The sequence below is a fragment of the Streptomyces tendae genome, assembly GCF_014650435.1.
Classification (GTDB): domain Bacteria; phylum Actinomycetota; class Actinomycetes; order Streptomycetales; family Streptomycetaceae; genus Streptomyces; species Streptomyces tendae.
In genome coordinates, this window is the sequence record NZ_BMUY01000005.1 from 252,125 (window position 1) to 269,559 (window position 17,435).

The 17,435-nt window shown below is 72.1% G+C and carries 16 protein-coding genes; 8 read left to right on the forward strand and 8 right to left on the reverse strand.

The features are described from left to right. The first annotated feature begins 201 nt into the window (after window positions 1-201). The 4 genes from IE258_RS15960 (at window position 202) to IE258_RS15975 (ending at window position 5,150) form a co-directional block, all read left to right on the forward strand. Window positions 202-2,088 carry an ABC transporter transmembrane domain-containing protein gene (locus IE258_RS15960; RefSeq protein WP_189743995.1) on the forward strand — a complete coding sequence of 629 codons (1,887 nt, stop codon included), beginning with the start codon at window positions 202-204 and terminating at the stop codon, window positions 2,086-2,088. Then, window positions 2,085-3,866, forward strand: coding sequence for an ABC transporter ATP-binding protein (locus IE258_RS15965; RefSeq protein WP_189743997.1), 1,782 nt, complete (start codon window positions 2,085-2,087; stop codon window positions 3,864-3,866). Before IE258_RS15960 ends, IE258_RS15965 begins: the two co-directional genes overlap by 4 nt. A 474-nt stretch (window positions 3,867-4,340) precedes the next feature. Beyond that, window positions 4,341-4,811 (forward strand): DUF5709 domain-containing protein, encoded by a 471-nt coding sequence (locus IE258_RS15970; protein ID WP_061446063.1) that lies wholly within the window; start codon window positions 4,341-4,343, stop codon window positions 4,809-4,811. A 63-nt stretch (window positions 4,812-4,874) separates the two neighbouring features. Next, the gene (locus tag IE258_RS15975; protein ID WP_189743999.1) at window positions 4,875-5,150 is read left to right on the forward strand and encodes a type B 50S ribosomal protein L31; all 276 of its coding nucleotides are present in this window, start codon (window positions 4,875-4,877) and stop codon (window positions 5,148-5,150) included. A 20-nt stretch (window positions 5,151-5,170) separates the two neighbouring features. On the opposite strand, the gene IE258_RS15980 is transcribed toward IE258_RS15975, so the two are convergent. After that, on the reverse strand, window positions 5,171-5,965 hold the full coding sequence (locus tag IE258_RS15980) for a metal-dependent hydrolase (RefSeq protein WP_159324623.1): 795 nt from the start codon (window positions 5,963-5,965) through the stop codon (window positions 5,171-5,173). Between the two features lie 145 nt (window positions 5,966-6,110). On the opposite strand from IE258_RS15980, the gene IE258_RS15985 reads away from it, so the two are divergent. Both IE258_RS15985 and IE258_RS15990 read left to right on the forward strand, forming a co-directional pair. Continuing rightward, entirely contained in the window at window positions 6,111-8,624 is a 2,514-nt protein-coding gene (locus tag IE258_RS15985) for a DEAD/DEAH box helicase (protein ID WP_189744001.1), read from the forward strand. A 19-nt stretch (window positions 8,625-8,643) separates the two neighbouring features. Continuing rightward, a complete protein-coding gene (locus IE258_RS15990) occupies window positions 8,644-9,510 on the forward strand; it encodes an acyl-CoA thioesterase (protein WP_189744003.1) in 867 nt (288 codons plus the stop codon). Window position 9,511: 1 nt separating this feature from the next. On the opposite strand, the gene IE258_RS15995 is transcribed toward IE258_RS15990, so the two are convergent. After that, window positions 9,512-10,483, reverse strand: a complete 972-nt coding sequence (locus tag IE258_RS15995) for a DUF6397 family protein (protein WP_189744005.1) — start codon at window positions 10,481-10,483, stop codon at window positions 9,512-9,514. Window positions 10,484-10,617: 134 nt separating this feature from the next. Continuing rightward, window positions 10,618-11,031 carry a roadblock/LC7 domain-containing protein gene (locus tag IE258_RS16000; protein WP_087810698.1) on the reverse strand — a complete coding sequence of 138 codons (414 nt, stop codon included), beginning with the start codon at window positions 11,029-11,031 and terminating at the stop codon, window positions 10,618-10,620. 113 nt (window positions 11,032-11,144) lie between these two features. Here IE258_RS16000 and IE258_RS16005 point away from each other — a divergent pair, with 113 nt between their 5' ends. Next, window positions 11,145-11,573 carry a PPOX class F420-dependent oxidoreductase gene (locus IE258_RS16005; protein ID WP_159324626.1) on the forward strand — a complete coding sequence of 143 codons (429 nt, stop codon included), beginning with the start codon at window positions 11,145-11,147 and terminating at the stop codon, window positions 11,571-11,573. Window positions 11,574-11,626: 53 nt separating this feature from the next. Here IE258_RS16005 and IE258_RS16010 read toward each other — a convergent pair whose 3' ends face one another. The 5 genes from IE258_RS16010 to IE258_RS16030 form a co-directional block, all read right to left on the reverse strand. After that, a complete protein-coding gene (locus IE258_RS16010; protein ID WP_189744007.1) occupies window positions 11,627-12,232 on the reverse strand; it encodes a GTP-binding protein in 606 nt (201 codons plus the stop codon). A 124-nt stretch (window positions 12,233-12,356) separates the two neighbouring features. After that, the gene (locus tag IE258_RS16015; protein ID WP_189744010.1) at window positions 12,357-12,770 is read right to left on the reverse strand and encodes a DUF742 domain-containing protein; all 414 of its coding nucleotides are present in this window, start codon (window positions 12,768-12,770) and stop codon (window positions 12,357-12,359) included. A gap of 18 nt (window positions 12,771-12,788) precedes the next feature. Continuing rightward, window positions 12,789-13,226 carry a roadblock/LC7 domain-containing protein gene (locus tag IE258_RS16020; protein ID WP_189744012.1) on the reverse strand — a complete coding sequence of 146 codons (438 nt, stop codon included), beginning with the start codon at window positions 13,224-13,226 and terminating at the stop codon, window positions 12,789-12,791. After that, on the reverse strand, window positions 13,223-15,826 hold the full coding sequence (locus IE258_RS16025) for a sensor histidine kinase (protein ID WP_189744013.1): 2,604 nt from the start codon (window positions 15,824-15,826) through the stop codon (window positions 13,223-13,225). Before IE258_RS16025 ends, IE258_RS16020 begins: the two co-directional genes overlap by 4 nt. 61 nt (window positions 15,827-15,887) lie before the next feature. After that, entirely contained in the window at window positions 15,888-16,664 is a 777-nt protein-coding gene (locus IE258_RS16030; RefSeq protein WP_189744015.1) for an MHYT domain-containing protein, read from the reverse strand. A 152-nt stretch (window positions 16,665-16,816) separates the two neighbouring features. Between IE258_RS16030 and IE258_RS16035 the strand changes: the two genes are divergently transcribed. Then, on the forward strand, window positions 16,817-17,416 hold the full coding sequence (locus IE258_RS16035) for a class I SAM-dependent methyltransferase (protein ID WP_189744017.1): 600 nt from the start codon (window positions 16,817-16,819) through the stop codon (window positions 17,414-17,416). Window positions 17,417-17,435: the final 19 nt, after the last annotated feature.

Here is a 17,435-nt window from a genome sequence, read left to right on the forward strand (position 1 = left end):
GCCCCGGACGTGAACGCGGCCGGGGAGGTGATCGGGGACGGAGACGCGGACGTGCGGTGCGTGCGGAACCGCAGCCGGATTCGCACGCCATCACGGAAAACCGCTTGATTTTGGGCACGTGGCGACGCGAACCTTTCACGGTTTGCAGCCTCTCGATGCCGCATAGCGACGGCACCCCCTGACACGAGCCACTGGGACGTCATGCAGATCCAAGACCTTCCGTATCCCGACCCGGGTGTGCCGGACGCACGCTCGGGCCCCAGATTCCTGTGGTGGCTGTTCCGCAACCAGCTCGGTGGCCAACTCAAGTCACTGGCCTGGGGCCTGCTGCACTTCGCCTCCGTCTCCGCCCTGCCCTTCTGCGTCGGTCTCGCCATCCAGGCGGTCGTCGACCGCTCCGGCACCCGGCTCGCCCTCGCGGGCGGCATCATGGTCCTGTGCTGCGCCGGCAACGCGCTCGGCGACACCTTCCTGCACCGCGCAGCCGTCACCAACTGGATCACCGCCGCGGCCCGCGTCCAGCAGCTCCTGGCTCGCAGGACAGCCCTGCTGGGCTCGGCGCTGACCCGGCGCGTGGCGGCCGGTGAGGTCGTGGCCGTGTCCACCGGCGACGTCGAGAAGATCGGCTGGTTCGTGGAGGCCGTCTCCCGCTTCACCGCGGCCGCGGTCACCATCGTGCTGGTCTGCGTGGCGCTGGTCGTCTACCAGCCGGCCCTCGGCGTCGTCGTGGTCGTGGGCCTGCCGGTGCTGGCCCTCGCGGTGCTGCCCCTGCTGCCCCGCGCCACCCGGCGGGCCGACGTCCAGCGCGACAAGGCCGGCCGCGCCACCGAGCTCGCCTCGGACACCGTCGCCGGACTGCGTGTGTTGCGCGGCATCGGCGGCGAGGAGCTCTTCCTCGACCGCTACCGCGGCGCCTCCCAGGAGGTGCGCCACGCGGCCGTGCGCAGCGCCCGGATGTGGTCCCTGATCTCCGCGATCCAGGTGCTGCTGCCGGGCCTGCTGCTGATCGCGGTGGTCTGGCACGGCGTCCACCTGGCCCGCCAGGGCCGCATCGGCGTCGGCGAACTCGTCACCGTCTACAGCTCCGTCATGATCCTCACCTACCCGCTGCGGCACTTCGAGGAGATCGCCATGGCGTACTCCTTCTCCCGGCCCTCGGCCAAGCGGGCCGCACGGGTGCTGTCCCTGGAACGCGCCACGGACAGCGGGGGTTCGCGCGCCGCCGAGATCCCCACCGGGGACCTGTACGACCCGGCCACCGGTCTCCTGGCTCCGGCGGGCCGGCTCACCGCCGTGGTGTGCGGGGACCCCGACGCGGCCGGACGGCTGGCGGAACGGCTCGGCGGGCACCCCTCGGAACAGGGCGCGTCGGCCCTGCTGGGCGGGGTGCCGCTGGACGAGCTGCCCCTGAAGTCCGCGCGCACCGCGGTCCTGGTGCAGGACAAGGACCCGGTACTGCTGTCCGGAACGCTTCGCGAGCTGCTGGACGTGCCCGCGTCCGGTGCCGTCGCCGCCGAGGACGCGCTGGCCGCCGCCCAGTGCGGTGACGTCCTGACGGCACTCGCGCAGGGCTCGCTCGGCGCCGACGACCCGATGGACGCCCGCATCACCGAGCGGGGCCGGTCGCTGTCGGGCGGCCAGCGCCAGCGGCTGGCACTGGCCCGGTCCCTGATCACGGACCCGGAGGCGCTGGTCCTGGACGAACCGACCTCGGCCGTGGACTCGCACACCGAGGCGCGGATCGCGGAGGGCGTGCGGGCACTGCGCGCGGGGCGCACCACGGTGGTGTTCACCTCGTCGCCGCTGCTGCTGGACCGCGCGGACCGGATCGTTTTCCTGCACGACGACGAGGTCGCGGCGGTCGGCGTCCACCGGGAACTGCTGCGGACCGAACCGCGGTACCGGGCGGTGGTGACGCGCGAGACCGACGAGGAGACCGCGGCGCACCGCGACGACACACCGGCCGGGAGCAGGCCCGCGAAGCCCCTGCCCGACGACCGCGGCGACGGCCCCTCGGACGGTCGTGACGACGCTCTGAGCGACGACGACGTACTGCACCGACTGGAAGAGATCGAGGAGACGGCATGATCGGCGTCGCGCCACCGTCCTACGACCCGGCGGCCCCCACGACCGCGAACACCCTGCCCGTCGGCGCCCGCCCGACCGTGCGCGCGTACGTGGGAGAACTGCTGCGCCGGCACCGTCGGGCGTTCCTCTTCCTCGTCACCGTCAACACCGTTGCCGTGATCGCCTCGATGGCGGGCCCCTACCTGCTGGGCGGGCTCGTGGAACGGGTCTCGGACGACGCGCGCGAACTGCATCTGGGCCTCACGGCCACGCTCTTCGTGCTGGCCCTCGTCGTGCAGGCCGTGTTCGTGCGCGAGGTGCGGCTGCGGGGGGCCGTGCTCGGCGAGCGCATGCTGGCCGATCTGCGCGAGGACTTCCTCGTGCGTTCGGTCGGGCTGCCGCCCGGGGTGCTGGAACGGGCCGGCACGGGCGACCTCCTCTCCCGGATCACCACGGACATCGACCGGCTCGCCAACGCCATGCGCGAGGCCGTGCCCCAGCTCGCGATCGGCGCCGTGTGGGTGGTGCTGCTGCTCGGTGGCCTGGTGGTCACGGCGCCGCCCCTGGCGCCGGCGGTGCTGATCGCGGTGCCGCTGCTGGTGATCGGCTGCCGCTGGTACTTCCGCCGGGCGCCCGCCGCCTACCGCTCGGAGGCCGCCGGGTACGCCGCGGTGGCCGCCGCGCTCGCCGAGACGGTGGACGCCGGGCGCACCGTCGAGTCCCACCGCCTCGACGCCCGTCGCATCGAGCTGTCGGAGCGGCGGATCAGGGAGTGGACGGCCTGGGAGCGCTACACGCTCTGGCTGCGGTCGGTACTCTTCCCCGTCATCAACGTCACCCATGTGACCGTACTCGCCTCCGTCCTGCTCATCGGTGGTGTCTTCGTCCTCCAGGGCTGGATCGGGGTCGGCCAGCTGACCACCGCCGCCCTGATCGCGCAGATGCTCGTCGACCCGGTCGGCATCATCCTGCGCTGGTACGACGAGCTGCAGGTGGCCCAGGTGTCGCTGGCCCGACTGGTGGGGGTGCGGGACATCGAGCCGGACGCCGGTGACGGCACGCTGGCACCCGAGGGACGGCACGTGCACGCCGACCGCGTGCACTTCGGCTATCTCGAGGGCGTGGACGTGCTGCGCAAGGTGTCGCTGGAGGTGGCCCCCGGCACCCGGCTCGCCCTGGTCGGCCCCTCGGGTGCCGGCAAGTCCACCCTGGGCCGGCTGCTCGCGGGCATCTACGGTCCCCGCGAGGGCCGGGTCACCCTGGGCGGCGCGGAACTGTCCCGGATGTCCGCGGAACGGGTCCGCTCGCACGTCGCCCTCGTCAACCAGGAGCACCACGTCTTCGTCGGCTCCCTGCGCGACAACCTCCGGCTGGCCAGGACCGGCGCCACCGATGCCGAGCTGTGGGCGGCGCTGGGGGCGGTTGACGCGGACGACTGGTCCCGCGGGCTCGACGAGGGCCTGGACACCGAGGTCGGCTCGGGCGGCTTCGCGCTCACCCCGGCGCAGGCCCAGCAGATCGCACTGGCCCGCCTGGTACTGGCCGACCCGCACACCCTGGTGCTGGACGAGGCGACGTCCCTGCTCGATCCCCGGGCCGCACGCCATCTCGAGCGGTCCCTGGCCCGTGTCCTGGACGGGCGCACGGTGATCGCGATCGCCCATCGTCTGCACACCGCCCACGACGCCGACGTCATCGCCGTGGTCGAGAACGGCCGGATCAGTGAGCTGGGCAGCCACGACGAACTCGTCGCGGCGGACGGCGCCTACGCGGCACTGTGGCGGTCCTGGCACGGCTAGCCACGCCGTGCCCTGCGAGGGCGGGACGGTTCCGGAGCGGATGGCCGGCCGGGGCGGGCGTGGTCGACGTGACCGACGCGGGCCCGGCCGACCGGGTGCGGCCGTGTCCGGAGCCGCCCCGCACGGGCCGGGGCGAGCGGGGGACGGTGCCGCCGGACGAGCCGACCGAGTCGGGCGGCGCCCCGATGGGCGGCCGGGTGGCGGGCCGGGGGCGGACGCCCCTGCGGTGCCGGGGCGGTCGGCGTGGGTCGGCCGGGCCGGTGGAGCCGGAGGGGCGGGACTGGCGCGTACCCCGCCGGGGTCCGTGCCGTTGCGCGGTCCCGAACGTGAGTGGAAGGCTGGGAGAAGGCACCGGCTCGAGGTAGGCCCGGGAACCGCGCGGTTCCGCGACGGGTGAGGCCTGTGCCCCGTGCAGCGGCGGCCCGCCGCGGTGCACGGTGAGAAGGGGCCGGTCCCCACCCCCTGGAGGTATCCGTGAACAGCGTCGACGGATGGGGAGATGACGTCTACCAGCCCGACGGGTCCGACCAGCGGGAGGACACCGGCCTGCTCGACGGGGAGGACACCCTCGAGGAGGACGGTGTCGACGATCCCCTCGACCGGGGCTGGTCCCCGCCCGAGCGCCCCTGGGCGGTGGAGCACACCGGCGTGACGGCCGCCGAACGCCGCCGCGGCGAAACGCTGGACCAGCGGCTCGCCGAGGAGCGTCCGGACGAGCTCGCGCCCGACGGCGACGGCCTGGGCGACTCCGACGGCACCGACGGGGAACTGCTGGACAACGAGGTCGGCGCGGACCGCTCCGGCCGGCTCGTGGCCCCCGACGAAGGGGCGCACGAGGACGAGGAGCCGGCGCTGGTCGCCATGGACGTGGGCATCGACGGTGCGGCCGCCTCCGCCGAGGAGGCGGCGATGCACGTGGTCGACGAGGACTCCCTGCCCGGCTGACACCACCGGCGACGGCAGCCTCGTGCCGTCGCCCCGAAGAACCGTGCGCCACGAGGAGCAGCCATGCAGCAGGACAAGCACCCCGACTACCGGCCCGTCGTCTTCCGTGACCGCAGTGCCGGGTACGCCTTCCTGACCCGGTCCACCGCGACCAGCGACCAGACCATCGCGTGGGACGACGGTGAGACCTACCCGGTGGTGGACGTGGAGATCTCCTCGGAGAGCCACCCCTTCTACACGGGCAAGGCGCGCACGGTGGACTCGGAGGGGCGCGTCGCCCGGTTCGAGCGGCGGTACGGTGCGGGTGAGGAGCAGCAGGGCACCGGGGAAGCCGGCTGAGCCGGCCGGGTGCGCGTCGCTCAGATGAAGTTGAGTGCCGCCGCGCCGCCCACACCGCCGAGCAGCATGAACACCGGCATCAGCACCTTCAGCTCCACCCAGCTGCCCGCTCGGAACCGCATGGCCTTCGGCGGGCCGATGGGATACCACCGCTTGCGGCCCACCGGTATCGGCCAGAGTATCGGGCAGCCCGAAACGGTCAGCGCGTCCCCGATGTCGTGCACCAGCGCGCCTAGCACGATCGGCAGCCCCAGCCACAGGTACTCCTGGCCCGGCGCGGTGAACAGCCAGTCCGCACCGCCGTCCGGCTTGTCCAGGATGCCGGCGAGGATCCACGCGCTGGTCCCCGCCAGCAGCCAGACCAGCACGTCGCTGCTGGAGCCGCGGGTGGCCCGCCAGAGCAGGCCCTCGATGGCCAGCACCATGTGCACGAAGAGGATCGCCAGGACCGCCCACCGGCCCCCCGTGATGGCCAGGACCGAGGTGCCCCCGCCGATCAGGACCGCCCACAGCCAGGTGTGCGTCAGGGTGCGGTGCCCACCGGAGCGACGCGGGTCGCCGCGCTTCTTCGTGGCCTTGTAGACGGCGTAGGACAGCTTGTCGACGATCTCGCACAGCCCCCGTGAGACCGGTCCGAAGGCCCGGGAGATCGTGGCGGCCTTGTGGTCGAGGTCCGGGGCGAGCGCCGCTCCGGCACAGATCAGGGCTCCGGCGAGCAGCACGGGCCAGGGCATCGGGTGTCCCGCGGCTGCGGTCGCCGCTCCGACGCCGAGCCACGCCGCGGCGCCCGACAGTGAGTGTGCTGGTCCCATCATCGCCGTTGCCCGCCCCATTCCTCGTGTGCCGCTGTGCAGTTGTCCGGGTCCGCTGTTGCCGCGTCGGCGACCCAGCGTAGCGTTCGTGATCTTCACGCGGACAGCCGATTCCCCCATCGTGGTCCGGGGCAGGCAAGATGGGAGCGTGACCCTCATCGATCAGCTGCCGCGGACCGCCGACCCCGATGCCCTGTACGAAGCCTTCGAGGCGTGGGCGCAGGAGCGCGGTCTCACGCTCTACCCCCATCAGGAGGAGGCGCTGATCGAGGTGGTCTCCGGCGCGAACGTGATCGTGTCGACGCCCACCGGCTCCGGCAAGAGCATGATCGCGGCGGGCGCGCACTTCGCCGCCCTGGCCCGGGACGAGGTCACCTTCTACACGGCCCCGATCAAGGCGCTGGTGTCGGAGAAGTTCTTCGAGTTGTGCAAGATCTTCGGCACCGAGAACGTGGGCATGCTGACCGGCGACGCCTCCGTGAACTCCGACGCCCCCGTCATCTGCTGCACCGCCGAGGTCCTGGCGTCGATCGCGCTGCGTGACGGCAAGCACGCGGACATCGGCCAGGTCGTCATGGACGAGTTCCACTTCTACGCGGAACCGGACCGCGGGTGGGCCTGGCAGATTCCGCTGCTGGAACTGCCGCAGGCCCAGTTCGTCCTCATGTCGGCCACGCTCGGCGACGTCTCCTTCTTCGAGAAGGACCTCGCGCGCCGCACCGGCCGTCCCACCGCGGTGGTCCGCTCGGCCACCCGTCCGGTGCCGCTGTCCTACGAGTTCCGCTACACCCCGCTCACCGAGACCCTCACCGATCTGCTGGCGGCCCGGCAGGCGCCCGTGTACATCGTGCACTTCACCCAGGCGCAGGCCGTGGAGCGGGCGCAGGCGCTGATGAGCATCAACATGTGCACGCGCGAGGAGAAGGAGCGGATCGCCGACCTCATCGGCAACTTCCGCTTCACCACCAAGTTCGGCCGCAATCTCTCCCGCTACGTGCGGCACGGCATCGGGGTCCACCACGCCGGCATGCTGCCCAAGTACCGGCGGCTGGTGGAGAAGCTCGCGCAGGCCGGCCTGCTGAAGGTGATCTGCGGCACGGACACGCTCGGGGTGGGCGTCAACGTCCCGATCCGGACCGTGCTGTTCACGGCGCTGACCAAGTACGACGGCACCCGGGTCCGCACGCTGAGGGCCCGGGAGTTCCACCAGATCGCCGGGCGGGCGGGGCGCGCCGGGTTCGACACGGAGGGGTTCGTGGTCGCGCAGGCGCCCGAGCACGTCGTCGAGAACGAGAAGGCACTGGCCAAGGCCGGTGACGACCCGAAGAAGCGGCGCAAGGTCGTCCGGAAGAAGGCTCCCGAGGGGTTCGTCGCCTGGTCGGAGAGCACGTTCGACAAGCTGATCGGCTCGGAGCCGGAGCCGTTGACGTCCCGCTTCCGGGTCACCCACACCATGCTGCTGTCGGTGATCGCCCGCCCCGGCGACGCCTTCTCCGCGATGCGGCATTTGCTGGAGGACAATCACGAGCCGCGCAGGCAGCAGCTCAGGCACATCCGGCGGGCGATCGCCATCTACCGTTCGCTGCTGGACGGGGGCATCGTGGAGAAGCTCGACCAGCCGGACGCGGAGGGGCGCATCGTGCGTCTCACGGTGGACCTGCAGCAGGACTTCGCGCTGAACCAGCCGCTGTCCACGTTCGCCCTGGCCGCCTTCGAACTGCTGGACCCGGAGTCGCCGTCGTACGCGCTGGACATGGTCTCCGTGGTGGAGTCCACGCTGGACGACCCCCGGCAGATTCTCGCCGCCCAGCAGAACAAGGCGCGCGGTGAGGCCGTGGCCGCGATGAAGGCGGACGGCGTCGAGTACGAGGAGCGCATGGAGCGCCTCCAGGACATCACGTACCCGAAGCCCCTGGAGGAACTGCTCTTCCACGCCTACGACACGTACCGCAGGAGCCACCCCTGGGTCGGTGACCACCCGCTGTCCCCGAAGTCGGTCATCCGTGACATGTACGAACGGGCGCTGACCTTCACGGAGCTGGTCTCCCACTACGAACTGGCCCGCACCGAGGGCATCGTGCTGCGCTACCTGGCCAGCGCCTACAAGGCCCTCGACCACACCGTGCCGGACGATCTGAAGTCCGAGGACCTCCAGGACCTGATCGAGTGGCTGGGCGAGATGGTGCGCCAGGTCGACTCCAGTCTCCTCGACGAGTGGGAGCAGCTCGCCAATCCGGAGGAGATGACGGCGGAGGAGGCTCAGGAGAAGGCCGATCAGGTACGGCCGGTCACCGCCAACGCGCGCGCCTTCCGTGTGCTGGTCCGCAACGCCATGTTCCGCCGGGTCGAGCTCGCCGCCCTGGACCAGGTCGGTGAGCTGGGCGAGATGGACGCCGACGCAGGCTGGGACGCCGACGCGTGGGGCGAGGCCATGGACAAGTACTGGGACGAGTACGACGACCTCGGCACCGGCCCGGACGCCCGCGGTCCGAAGCTGCTCATCATCGAGGAAGAACCGCAGGACGGGCTGTGGCGGGTGCGGCAGATCTTCGACGACCCGAACGACGACCACGACTGGGGCATCAGTGCGGAGGTCGATCTCACCGCCTCCGACGCGGAGGGCCGAGCGGTCGTCCGCGTCACCGATGTCGGCCAGCTGTGAGCACAGGAGAACCCCACCCATGACGAATCCGGCCGAGAGCCTCGTCGCACTGCTCGACCTGGAGCAGATCGAGGTCAACATCTTCCGTGGCCGCAGCCCCGAGGAGTCGCTGCAGCGGGTCTTCGGCGGCCAGGTGGCCGGCCAGGCGCTGGTCGCCGCGGGCCGCACCACCGACGGCGACCGCCCGGTGCACTCGCTGCACGCGTACTTCCTGCGTCCCGGACGCCCCGGCGTGCCGATCGTGTACCAGGTCGAACGGGACCGGGACGGACGGTCGTTCACCACCCGCCGGGTCACGGCAGTGCAGCAGGGCCGCACGATCTTCACGCTCACCGCCTCCTTTCACAAGCCTGAGCAGGGGAGTTTCGAGCACCAGCTGCCGCCGGCCCGCAAGGTCCCCGATCCGGAGTCCCTGCCGACGGTCGCCGACGAGGTGCGGGAGCACCTGGGTGCGCTGCCGGAGCAGTTGGAGCGCATGGCCCGTCGCCAGCCCTTCGACATCCGCTACGTCGACCGGCTGCGCTGGAGCGCCGAGGACGTCAAGGGCGCCGAGCCCCGCAGCGCCGTGTGGATGCGCGCGGTCGGGCCGCTCGGCGACGACCCGCTCGTGCACACCTGCGCGCTGACCTACGCCAGCGACATGACGCTCCTGGACGCCGTGCGCATCCCTGTGGAGCCGTTGTGGGGCCCCCGGGGGTTCGACATGGCCTCGCTGGACCACGCCATGTGGTTCCACCGGCCGTTCCGGGCCGACGAGTGGTTCCTGTACGACCAGGAGTCGCCGATCGCGACCGGCGGGCGTGGGCTGGCCCGTGGGCGGATCTACGACAGGGAGGGACGCATGCTGGTGTCCGTGGTCCAGGAAGGGCTTTTCCGGGCCCTGTAGGTCAGGAGTCCCTGCGCCACAGCCTGCCGAGCAGGCTGCTCAGCCGTCCGGGTTGCTCCGCCTCGGGCGGCACGGCGTCCTCCGCCTCGCGCGGCACCGGTTCCGCCGTCCCGCGCGCCAGGGGTTGCGGACCGGGCGGGTGCGGCACGACGTGCGTGGCCGGGCGGGGCGCCGGACGATGTCGGCGGGCCGTGTCCACCGCGGCCGCCAGATCCGAGCGCAGCCAGTCGACCTCGTCCGGGTCGGCAGCCGTGGCGATCTCCTCGGCGAGCTGCGCGGCCGGGGAGCCCGGCGCGCCGTGCGTGGCGAGTGCGGGACGGAACCGGCGCAGGTAGGAGCGCTCATAGGGATCCGTGACGACGTCCGAGATCTCGGCGGCGTCGAGCAGCGACGCCACCGCCGCGGCCCGGGCCCAGGGGTCGTCCGCCTGCCGGAGCAGGAATCCCAGGTGCCTTCCCCGCCAGTTGCGAGGACGCAGGTCAAGACCGTCTCCCAGCTGGTCCCGCAGTCCTTCGGGCGTGCGCCCCTTCAGCAGTGCGGTGCTGCGCTCGTCGGCCCCGAACCGGCGCAGCTCCTCCGCCAGATACAGCCAGACCACGGCGCGGTACCTGTTGAGGTAGAACTTCACGGGCACCAGCAGCCCCAGCCGTGCGAGACGGGTGAACCGGGCCGTGGTCACGTCCATGAGGGCCGCGCCCTCCGTGGTCCCGACAGCCCGGACAGCGGCCCGAAGCACGTCCGGGAAACCGTCCGCCGCCCGGATGCGGTCGATCTCGTCGCGGGGGACGCGCCGCCCGCCTCCCCCGTCGTCGGGTACCGTGCGGACTCGGCCGAGCTGAACCGCGAGGTCGAGGTCACCGCGCCTGAGGCCCAGTTCGCGCGCCGCTCGATGACGGGTGACCGAGGCACTGCGGGTTGCGCCGGTCCGCTCGCCGGCTTCGGCGACGTTGTGCGTGATGGTGTTGCCGGACATGGTCGTCCCCCGTGGAGTGTGTGGCCGGCGCCGTTCGCGCCCGCTGACACAAAAACCGTAGCCGCAGTCGCGAGATCCGTGACGAGCCTGTGGATAACTCTGCGGCCGACCACTGGAGACATCGAAAGCACAGGTCAGGGCTCCGTGGGTGATATCCGTCCCGGTTGCCGCGCATCGACGTCGAGGTGCTCGCCCACCCGGTTCACGAGCAGTGTCATCTCGTACGCGATCTGCCCGATGTCGGCCTCCGCCCCGCTGAGCACGCACAGGCAACTGCCCGACCCCGCAGCGGTGACGAACAGCACCGCGTCGTCGAACTCGACCATCGTCTGCCGTACCTGACCGGCGCCGAAGTGGCGACCCGAGCCCTTCGCCAGGCTGTGCAGTCCGGACGAGACGGCGGCTAGGTGCTCGGCGTCCTCGCGTCGCAGGCCCGTACTCGCCCCGGTCACCAGTCCGTCGTTGGACAGGACCAACGCGTGCCGTACGTGTTCGACGCGCGCGGTCAGGTCGTCGAGCAACCAGCCGAGTCCCTGGTTCTGCACCATGATCCGATCTCCCCGTGTCTCCCTGTCTCCCCGTACGCGTTGCCTCCCCCTGGCCGGGGGATCCGTCCGCCAGCCTTCACCACGCCCGTGCTCCGGGCAAGGAGGATGGGGGCATGGCACAGAAGATGACCGATGAGGAATGGCGGGCGTTCGTCTCGGACGGCACCCGCACCGGAAAGCTCTCGACCGTTCGGGCCGACGGCAGCCCGCATGTGGCGCCCATCTGGTTCCTGCTGGACGGGGACGACCTGGTGTTCAACACCGGCAAGGACACCGTGAAGGGGCGCAATCTGGTCCGTGACGGCCGCATCGCGCTGTGTGTGGACGACGACAGGCCGCCCTTCGACTTCGTCGTACTGCAGGGGCGTGCGCGGATCTCGGAGGATCTCGGCGAACTGCGGCACTGGGCCGCCCGCATCGGCGCCCGTTACATGGGTGAGGAACGCGCCGAGGAGTTCGGGGCGCGCAACGGCGTCCCGGGCGAACTCCTCGTGCGTGTCACCGTGGACAAGGTCCTTGCCCAGAAGTCGGTCGCGGCGTGAGAGCAGGAACCGAGGACGAGTACTGAGCGACCCTGTCGTCGGCGCAGGCCCGGTCAGCGGACGGAGTCGAGGAGCCGGGCGGTGTGCATCCGCCCGGCGTACTCGACGAGCCGGATCAGCACTTCCTTCCCCGAGTCGCGGTCCCGGGCGTCACACAGCACCACGGGCGTTCCCGGGTCGAGGTCGAGAGCGCTGAGGACGCTGTGCTCGTCGTGGCGGCGCGCTCCCGTGAAACAGTTCACGGCCACCACGAACGGGATGTGCCGGTGTTCGAAGTAGTCCACCGCGGGGAAGCAGTCCGCGAGGCGCCGGGTGTCGGCGAGGACGACGGCGCCGAGCGCGCCCTGCGCCAGTTCGTCCCAGAGAAACCAGAACCGGTCCTGCCCCGGCGTGCCGAAGAGGTAGAGGGAGAGACCGGAACGGATGGTGATGCGGCCGAAGTCCATGGCAACGGTCGTGGTGACCTTCCGGTCGATGCCGTCGGTGTCGTCCACGAGTTGCCCGGCCTCGCTGAGCAGTTCCTCCGTGCGCAGCGGCCTGATCTCGCTGACTGCGCCCACCAGGGTGGTCTTGCCCACGCCGAACCCTCCGGCGACCAGGATCTTCAACGCCAGCGCGGTCGTGTCGCCGTCCGTGGCGTCGGAGCGTTCGGAGACCATCGATCACTTCTCTCGGTGCGGGTGGTCGTGCATGTGGGTGCCGGTCTTGGTCACACCGGGCACGGTCGTGCCGGGCACGGTCGTGCCGGTCGTGTTCGTGCCTGTCATGGGCTTTCGGCCTTCTCTACAGGGCGCGCAGTCCGTCGATGACTTCGCGCAGAATCCGTTCGTCGGGCAACTGCGCCGGCGGCACGGGGCGGCTGACGGTCACACACCCCAGTTCCACCAGGTCGCCGAGGAGCACCCTGACGACACCCACGGGAAGATCCGCGTCGGCGGCGAGTTCGGCGACCGACTGGGTTTCCGTGCGGCACAGGTCGATCAGCGTGCGGTGTTCCGGTCCGAGCACGGCGTCGTCGACGTCCGGTGCGCCGACCTCGCGCGTGACGAGGGCGATCAGGTCGAACCGCACTCCCGTGGGCCCCGGCCGGGTGCGGCCGCCGGTCATCGCGTAGGGGCGGACGAGTGGTCCGGCCTCGTTGTCGTACCACTGGCTGCCCGGTCCTTCCCGGCCGGCGCCCATGATGTCGTCGGTCATCCCTGAGGCCCTTCCGGGTCATGCGCCGAAGGAGGGCCGTACGGCGGCACGCGGCGCGGTGTGCAGGTGCTCGCCGACACGTCTCACCAGCCGTGCCATCTCGTAGGCCACGAGACCGATGTCCGCGCTCACGGCGGTGAGGACGGCGAGGCAGGAGCCGTCTCCGGCCGCGGCCACGAACAGGAATCCGTCGTCCATTTCGACCATGGTCTGGCGCACGCCCCCGGCGCCGAAGTGCCGGCCCGCCCCCTTGGCCAGGCTGTGGAAGCCGGAGGCGACGGCAGCGAGGTGCTCGGCGTCCTCGCGACCCAGATCGTTCGACGCGCCCACGGCGAGTCCGTCGTTCGACAACACGACGGCGTGTCGCACCTCGTGCACGCGTCCGACCAGGTCGTCCAGGAGCCAGTCGAGTTCGCGGGTCCGCCGGGCGGCTCCCGTGCCGGAGTTCTGGATCATGCGGGGTCTCCTTCGGTGCTGTCGCCGGGCGGTGGCTCCGGCGGTGCCGGGCGGCCGGGGCGACGGCCACCGCCGCGCGACCAGCCGTCGCGGTATGCGGTCATCCGGTCCCGCACGGCCTCGGGGGTGCGCTCCTCGTCGCCGCGCGGCGGGCCGGGCCGCGCCGGGCCCACGGAGCTTCCGTCGCGCAGCTGGGGGGCGAGACTGGCCTGCCGTACCCGGCGGGGAAGGCCGTCGGACTCCCCCGTCGGCTGCGACTCGGGAGAGTCGTCGCTCCTCGCGGCGGCTTCGGAGGCATCGGGTGCGTCGGAGGAACGGTGCAGTCGCAGGGCGGGCGCTCCCGGAGGCCGGCCCGCAGTGGTGGTGCGCGTTGCCGCCGGTACTGCGGATGTCAGCGCCGGCCGGTCGACCGGTGCGGGAACGGGGTCCTGCTGCCCGGCTGGTCCGGGCACGCGTGCGTACAGGTTCTCCTCGTCCCCGGCCGTCTGGTGTGCCTCCCCGGCAGGGACCGCCGCGGTTTCGCTGTGCAGGAGTGCGGTGGGCAGGAGGACGACTGCGGTGGTGCCGCCGTAGGGAGAGGTCCCGAGGTGCACCTTGATGTCCTGCCGGGCGGCGAGTCGGCTGACGACGAACAGGCCGAGCCGGTCGCTGTCGAACAGGTCGAGTGTCCCGGAACGCGTGATGCGGTGATTGGCGTCGGCGAGGGCGTCCTTGCCCATGCCGAGGCCGCGGTCCTCGACCTCGATCGCATAGCCGTTGCCGACGGGTTCACCGGTGACCCGCACGCGCGTGTGGGGCGGTGAGAACTGCGCGGCGTTCTCGATGATCTCCGCCAGGAGGTGGGTGACGTCGGCTACGGCAGCGCCCCTGACGGACGCCTCGGGCAGCTGCCGTACCTCCACGCGCGCGTAGTCCTCGACTTCGGAGACGGCGGCACGCACCACGTCGGTCAGGGGGACGGGCATCCGCCAGGCGCGGCCGGGCGCGGCTCCGGAGAGGATGATCAGGCTCTCGGCGTGGCGGCGCATACGGGTGGTCAGGTGGTCGAGCCGGAAGAGGTCGCTGAGTTCGTTCGGGTCGTCGGAACGCCGTTCCATGCTGTCCAGGAGGCTCAGTTGACGGTGGACCAGGATCTGACTGCGCCGGGCGAGGTTGACGAAGACCCCCGCGATGCCGCCGGCGAGTTCGGCGCGCTCCACCGCGGCGCGCAGGGCGGCGCGGTGCACGCTGGCCAGGGCCTCGGCGACCTGTCCGGCCTCGTCCTCGGCAGGAGGCCGGGGCGGTGCCTCGGACCGGATGTCCATCTCCTCCCCCGCGCGCAGTCTGCGCATCGCCTCGGGGAGTTTGTGCCGGGCGATCTCCAGGGCGCTGTTGCGCAGGCTCACCAGTTCGACCACCAGGCCGCGGCCGATGCGGACGGAGATGACGAGCGACGCGGCGACGGCGAGGAGACCGAACAGGACGGCGGCCCCGGCCGGCGTGAGCACACCCTGGGTGAACGGGTCCGTCCGGTCGGCGACCGAGCGTCCGGCGTCCCGCTCGATCGCCCGCATGCCGTCCCGTACGCGCGCGTGTGCCTCGTCCCAGGCGGACCGGGGAGCTGTCGCCTCGAGCGGTTTTCCGCGCGCGCCACTGCCGAGCAGCCGGTCCTCCGTGGCGCCCACGGCCAGGTAGGCATCGCTGTCGGCCAGGTTCCGCCAGGCAGCGCCTTCGTCGCCGCCCAGATCTGCGACGGCGGCCCCGGTCAGCGTCCGGCGTGTGTCGACGGCGCCGGTGAACAGGCGCAGTCGCGCACCGGCGAGCCCGTCGGCCAGGCGGGCGCCGGCCAGCAGCGCGTCCTCCTGGGCCAGTGCCTCGCCCGCGCGGGCGAATTCGACCAGTACGCGCGCGTCGGATCCCGGATCGGCGTCCTGGACACCGCTCAGCGCGCCGCCCACGTGGAAGGCCGTCGAGATGGCCGCCGTGTAACGGCGGTAGGTGTCTTCCCAGTCCGCGCGGTGGTCGAGGACGGCGGTGCGCAGCGGCCCCAGTCGTTCGGCGCCGCTGACGAACGCCTGGAGTCGCCGGGCCACTCCGGCGGGCAGTTCCTCGCTGTCGGCCACGGTGTGGTGGTCACCGAGCCGCAGCTTTCCCACCGCGCGGTCGGTGCGCGCGGTCAGTTCCCGGAAGTCCGCACCGGGCACCGACGACGGTTCGGTGGCATGCCGGACGGCGGCGAGCCGCTCGGCCTGCAGGGCGGCGACGGCGGCGTTCACGGGGACCCGGACACGGGCGTCCACGCGCTGGACCTGCCGCAGCCGGGAGATGTCCTGGGCGGTGGTGACGGTGGCGTACGCCCACAGGGCCAGGAGGGAGACGACGGGCACCATCAGGAGGCAGACGATCCTGGCGCGCACGGTGCGGGGCTGTATGCGCGTCGGCCACGCGCGCGTGGCGGACGGGGCCGGTGCCTCGTCGGCAGGCTCCGTCGGGCCTTCGTCGGCGGGTGGTCCGGCGTGCGCGCGGCGGCCGCGTACGGACGGCCGGGACGGCGTGTCGGACGGCGCGTCGGCGCCTGTTTCGGACGTGGGACGTGCCGGGGTGGTACGGGGTGGGCGCATGGCCTCCTCGCTCGGGACGGGGTCGGTGCGTTGTCGCGGACCCTGCGGCCCGGATCCGCCGTTACGGGGCGGTGCTCCCAGCGGGTTGCTGCGGGGCGGAGGCGGGCGCTTCGCGCTCCCCGGCCGTCGGCGACAGCGCGACGAAGGCCGACGTCAGGAAGAGGTAGGACCCGAGGCCGACGGCGAGGGGGAAGATGAACTGCATCGCCGTGGCCCCGGGCAGCGCCTCGCCGGAGGGCGTGACGCGCACGCTCACCGCGAACATGCCGGTGTAGTGCATGCTGCTCACGGCCGCCCCCATGATCAGCGAGGCGAGGGTGACCGCGAGGGCCGACTCGGTGTTGAGCGCCGCCCACAGGGCCGCGGTGGCGGCTGCCACGGCTATGAGCACGGAGAGCCCTACGCGTACCGGGTCGTAGCTCACCTCGCCGTGCAGGCGCATGGCCGCCATGCCGAGGTAGTGCATGCTCGCTACGCCCAACCCCGTGGTGAGTCCGCCGAGAAGAAGGGCTCGCACCCGGTTGCGGCCGTAGCCGACGGCGAAGACGCCGGCGCAGACGACGAGTACGGCGACGAGCAGGCTCACGAGGGTGAGCGGTACGTCGTACCGGATGTCGGTGCCGCTGACCCGGAAGCCGAGCATGGCGACGAAGTGCATCGTCCAGATGCCCGTGCCGATGGCCGAGGCCGCGGTCAGAAGCCAGTTGCGGCGCGTGCGCCCGGTGGCGGCCAGGGCGCGCACGGTGCAGCGCAGTCCGAGGGCGGCCCCGGTACAGGCCATCGCGTACGACAGCGCGGGGGTCAGCCAACCCAGGGCGGCGTGGTCCAGGTGTCCCATGGCCCCGGGACGCTAGTCCCGATCGGGGCGCACAACGGGGGCGCATTTCGAAAGGTGTTGCTATCTGACCCAGAGAGGCGCTGGAACGATCGCGTCACGCTCGAACATGTGCGCTGCGGCATCTTCCGTGCTCTTGGGGGATCATGCGAGGCATGAGCGACGACCACACGCGCGTGCAGGAGTTCTTCGGTTCCCGGGCCGCCGACTGGGATCGCCGGTTCCCCGACGACGGCCCGGCCTACGCGGCCGCGGTCGCCGAGCTGGGGCTGCGCGAAGGCGATCGCGTACTGGACGCGGGGTGCGGCACCGGTCGGGCCCTGCCCCCGCTGCGTACGGCGGTGGGGCCGACGGGGCTGGTCGTCGGCGCCGATCTCACGCCTGCCATGCTGCAGGCCGCCGTACGGGCCGGCCGCGACCGTGACGGGCAGCTGCTGCTCACCGACGTCTCCGCGCTACCCCTGCGTTCCCGGGCAATGGACGCGGTCTTCGCGGCGGGTCTCGTCGCGCACCTGCCCGATCCCGCGGGGAACCTGCGGGAGTTGGCGCGCGTCGTACGTCCGGGCGGTGTGCTCGCGCTGTTCCACCCGATCGGCCGGGCGGCCCTCGCGGCCCGGCAGAAACGGCAGCTCACACCGGACGACCTGCGCGCGGAGCACAACCTCCGGCCGCTGCTGAGCGGTTCCGGATGGGCCATGACGGCGTATGTCGACGAGGACGACCGGTTCCTGGCCCTGGCGACCCGCGCGGGCTGAGATCGGGAGCTCTTCTCCC